The following is a 2,644-nucleotide window of genomic DNA, read 5'->3' as shown; positions in this document are numbered from 1 at the left end:
AGCTCCGCGAGCACGACGCGCACGGCGAGGGCGACGACCGCCGTCCGGTCCTGGTCGACGTGCGGGAGGCCTCCGAGCGCCTGGTCGCCACCCTGCCGGGGGACCAGCACCTGCCCCTCGGCCGGTTCCTGGACGGCACGGCGTGGGGCGAGCTCCCGCCGGGCCGTCCGGTGGTCCTGTACTGCCGCAGCGGTGCCCGCTCGGCCCAGGCAGCGACCCTCCTGGTGGCCGCCGGGTGGGCCGAGGTCCGTCATCTCGAGGGCGGGATCCTGGCCTGGGCCGCGCAGGTCGACCAGAGCCTGCCCAGCTCCTGACAGCCCAGCTCCTGATCGGCGCCCGCGCTCAGCGTGATCGGCGCGGGAGTCGCGCGAGCAGCCAGTGGACCGCGAGACCGCCGAGCAGGGCGGCCGCCAGGCCGACCGTCGCGCCGACCACGCCCACCGCGATGGCCAGGGCCCAGTCCTGCGGGCGGCGCAGGTCCCGCAGCAGCTGGACGTGCATGAGCCCGGCCACGGCGAGGAGACCGGCCAGGATCGGCAGCGGGAACCCGGTGAGGAGATCGGCGAGCCCCGCCCCGAGGCCCAGGGCCAGCGTCACGAGCACACCGCCCAGGAGCAGCGGGGCCCCGCCGGTCCGAGCCCCGAAGGCGCGGTGCGCGCTCAGGCCACCGGCGCCGTGGCACACGGGCATCCCCGCGCAGGCCCCCACCGCGAGGTTGGCCGCGCCGAGGGTCATCGCCAGACGGTCCGGGGTGACGCGGGCGGCCTGGGGGCCGTAGTAGGTGCGCGCGGCGTCAGCCGTCCCGAGGCAGGAGTTCGCGAAGGTCAGCGGGACCTGGGGGAGCACGAGGCTCACGGCAGCTGTCGCGAACGCTGCCGCCGAGAGGTCGGGCAGCGCGAGGGAGGAGGGACCGAGGGCGGGCGGGCCGTCGACCGAGACCACCACGACGACGACCGCGATCCCGACGAGCACCAGGGCGACCGCACGGGCCCGGAGGGCCAGAGCCGCGACGGTGACCAGCACGGCCCCGCCGACCAGGTACCAGCTCGGTGCGGTGTGGTCCTGGAAGGTGACGGGTGGGGCCGTGACCAGGCCGACGGCGATCTTCGCGAAGAGCAGGCCGACGCTCAGCTGCACCCCGCGGATGAGCACCCGCGGGACGTGCTCGGCCACGCGGCCCAGGGTGCCCGTACTCCCCAGGGCCAGGAACACGGCGCCCATGAGCAGCGACCCGGCGGCGATCTCGTCGGCCCCCAGCTGCAGGGCGATCGCGATCGCCCCGAAGGCCTTGAGCGGCTGGACCGGGACGGGCAGGCGGTAGACGAGCCCGGAGGTCACGTACAGCAGCCCTGCGGGCAGGAACACCGCGGTGGCCGAGAGGCCGTTGACCAGGGTCATCGCCACGGCGATCGGTACCAGCACGCCGAGGTCGCCGAAGGCCCCGGCGGCCTCGTGACGGTCCAGGCGGAGCCGGGGCAGCAGGCCCTCGACGGGCGCGGTGTCAGCGGTCACGACGGGCGTCGGCCGAGGGTCGCGACGCACAGCCCGGGCCGGACGAAGGGGGTGATGCCGGTCGCCTCGAGCGGCGCGCGTGCGCGGTCCAGCGCGCCCTGGATGAGCCCGAGGTGGGCGCCGCACACGACGTCGCTGCGTTCGCGGGCGACCTCGAGGAACGGGCAGTGGTGCAGCTCGATCGCGTCGCCGTCCGTGCTCAGGGCGGGGGCGAAGCCGTGGCGGTCGAGGAGGTCCAGCACCGGGCCGAGGCCGTCGGCGTCCTCGGGGCGAAGGGTGGGGGGCTGCGTCGCCGAGTCCGAGGGTGGGTCGGCGGTCCCGCTGCGGTCGATCGGCCGGTCGGTCCAGCTCCGGGCTCCGGCGGTGGCCGCGGCGGCCCCGCCCTCGACGGAGGCGAGGCCGGCGGCGAGCATCTCGGCGAGCATCCGGTAGTGCCGTGTGCCGTCGTCGACCGCGAGGGCCGTGTAGAGCTCGCGGGGGCGCCCTGGTGCTGCGCGGTGCTCGCTGCGCCGTTCGACGTGCCCGGTCCGCACGAGCTCGTCGAGGTGTGCGCGTGCGGTGTTGGCGTGCAGGCCGACCTGCGCGGCGACCTCCGCCACGGACAGGGCGGACCCTGCTGCCTCGAGCAGACGACGGATCTCCTCGCGCCGGGCCCCCGGGCGCAGGCGACGGGTGGCGGGAGGACCGGTGATGGGCACGGACTAGAGTTTTCACGCTTGGAGGAGTAAAAACAAGGGGTCGCCAGCGTGGCGGCACGTGAGGAGCCCTGATGACCACCGTGACCGGAACCCCCGCCGCCGAGGAGCTGCGCGCCGAGCGTGCCGCGCTCCAGCGCGTCGTCGACACCGCCGCGACGCAGGTGCGCGACGCGGCCGACCGCCTGGTGCCCACCGGTCAGTTCCGCGACGAGCTCCACGCCGTCGTCTCCGGGCGGGTGCGGCCCTACCTCGCTGCGCTCGCCGGGAGCTTGCACCGCGTGGCCCGCGGTGACGAGCGGACGGCGCCCCTCGTCGAGCTCCTGGAGAGCCAGCACGTGCGGCTCGCGGCGCTCACCGAGGACCTCGCCACGACCCGGACCGCTGCGACGAGCGTGGCCGCGGCGGCCACGGTGCGCACCCAGGTCGCGGCGGTA

Annotated in this window: 4 protein-coding genes; 2 read left to right on the top strand and 2 right to left on the bottom strand. The window is 75.9% G+C overall.

Translation table 11 applies throughout. The features are described from left to right. The coding region (locus L0B03_RS16305) for a rhodanese-like domain-containing protein (RefSeq protein ID WP_250447831.1) at nucleotides 1-314 on the top strand (314 nt) is incomplete at its 5' end. A gap of 28 nt (nucleotides 315-342) precedes the next feature. Here L0B03_RS16305 and L0B03_RS16300 read toward each other — a convergent pair. After that, a complete protein-coding gene (locus L0B03_RS16300) occupies nucleotides 343-1,512 on the bottom strand; it encodes a putative sulfate/molybdate transporter (RefSeq protein ID WP_250447829.1) in 1,170 nt (389 codons plus the stop codon). After that, complete coding sequence (locus L0B03_RS16295) at nucleotides 1,509-2,210, bottom strand: metalloregulator ArsR/SmtB family transcription factor (protein ID WP_250447826.1); 702 nt, start codon at nucleotides 2,208-2,210, stop codon at nucleotides 1,509-1,511. The genes L0B03_RS16300 and L0B03_RS16295 overlap by 4 nt, the downstream gene beginning before the upstream one ends. Before the next feature lie 71 nt (nucleotides 2,211-2,281). Between L0B03_RS16295 and L0B03_RS16290 the strand changes: the two genes are divergently transcribed. Beyond that, on the top strand, nucleotides 2,282-2,644 hold a 363-nt coding region (locus tag L0B03_RS16290; protein ID WP_250447824.1), incomplete at its 3' end, for a hypothetical protein.

It is taken from the genome of Actinotalea sp. C106, assembly GCF_023630195.1.
Lineage (GTDB): Bacteria > Actinomycetota > Actinomycetes > Actinomycetales > Cellulomonadaceae > Actinotalea.
The sequence above is the reverse complement of the archived record's forward strand: the minus strand, read 5'-3'. Positions and strand labels throughout refer to the sequence as shown.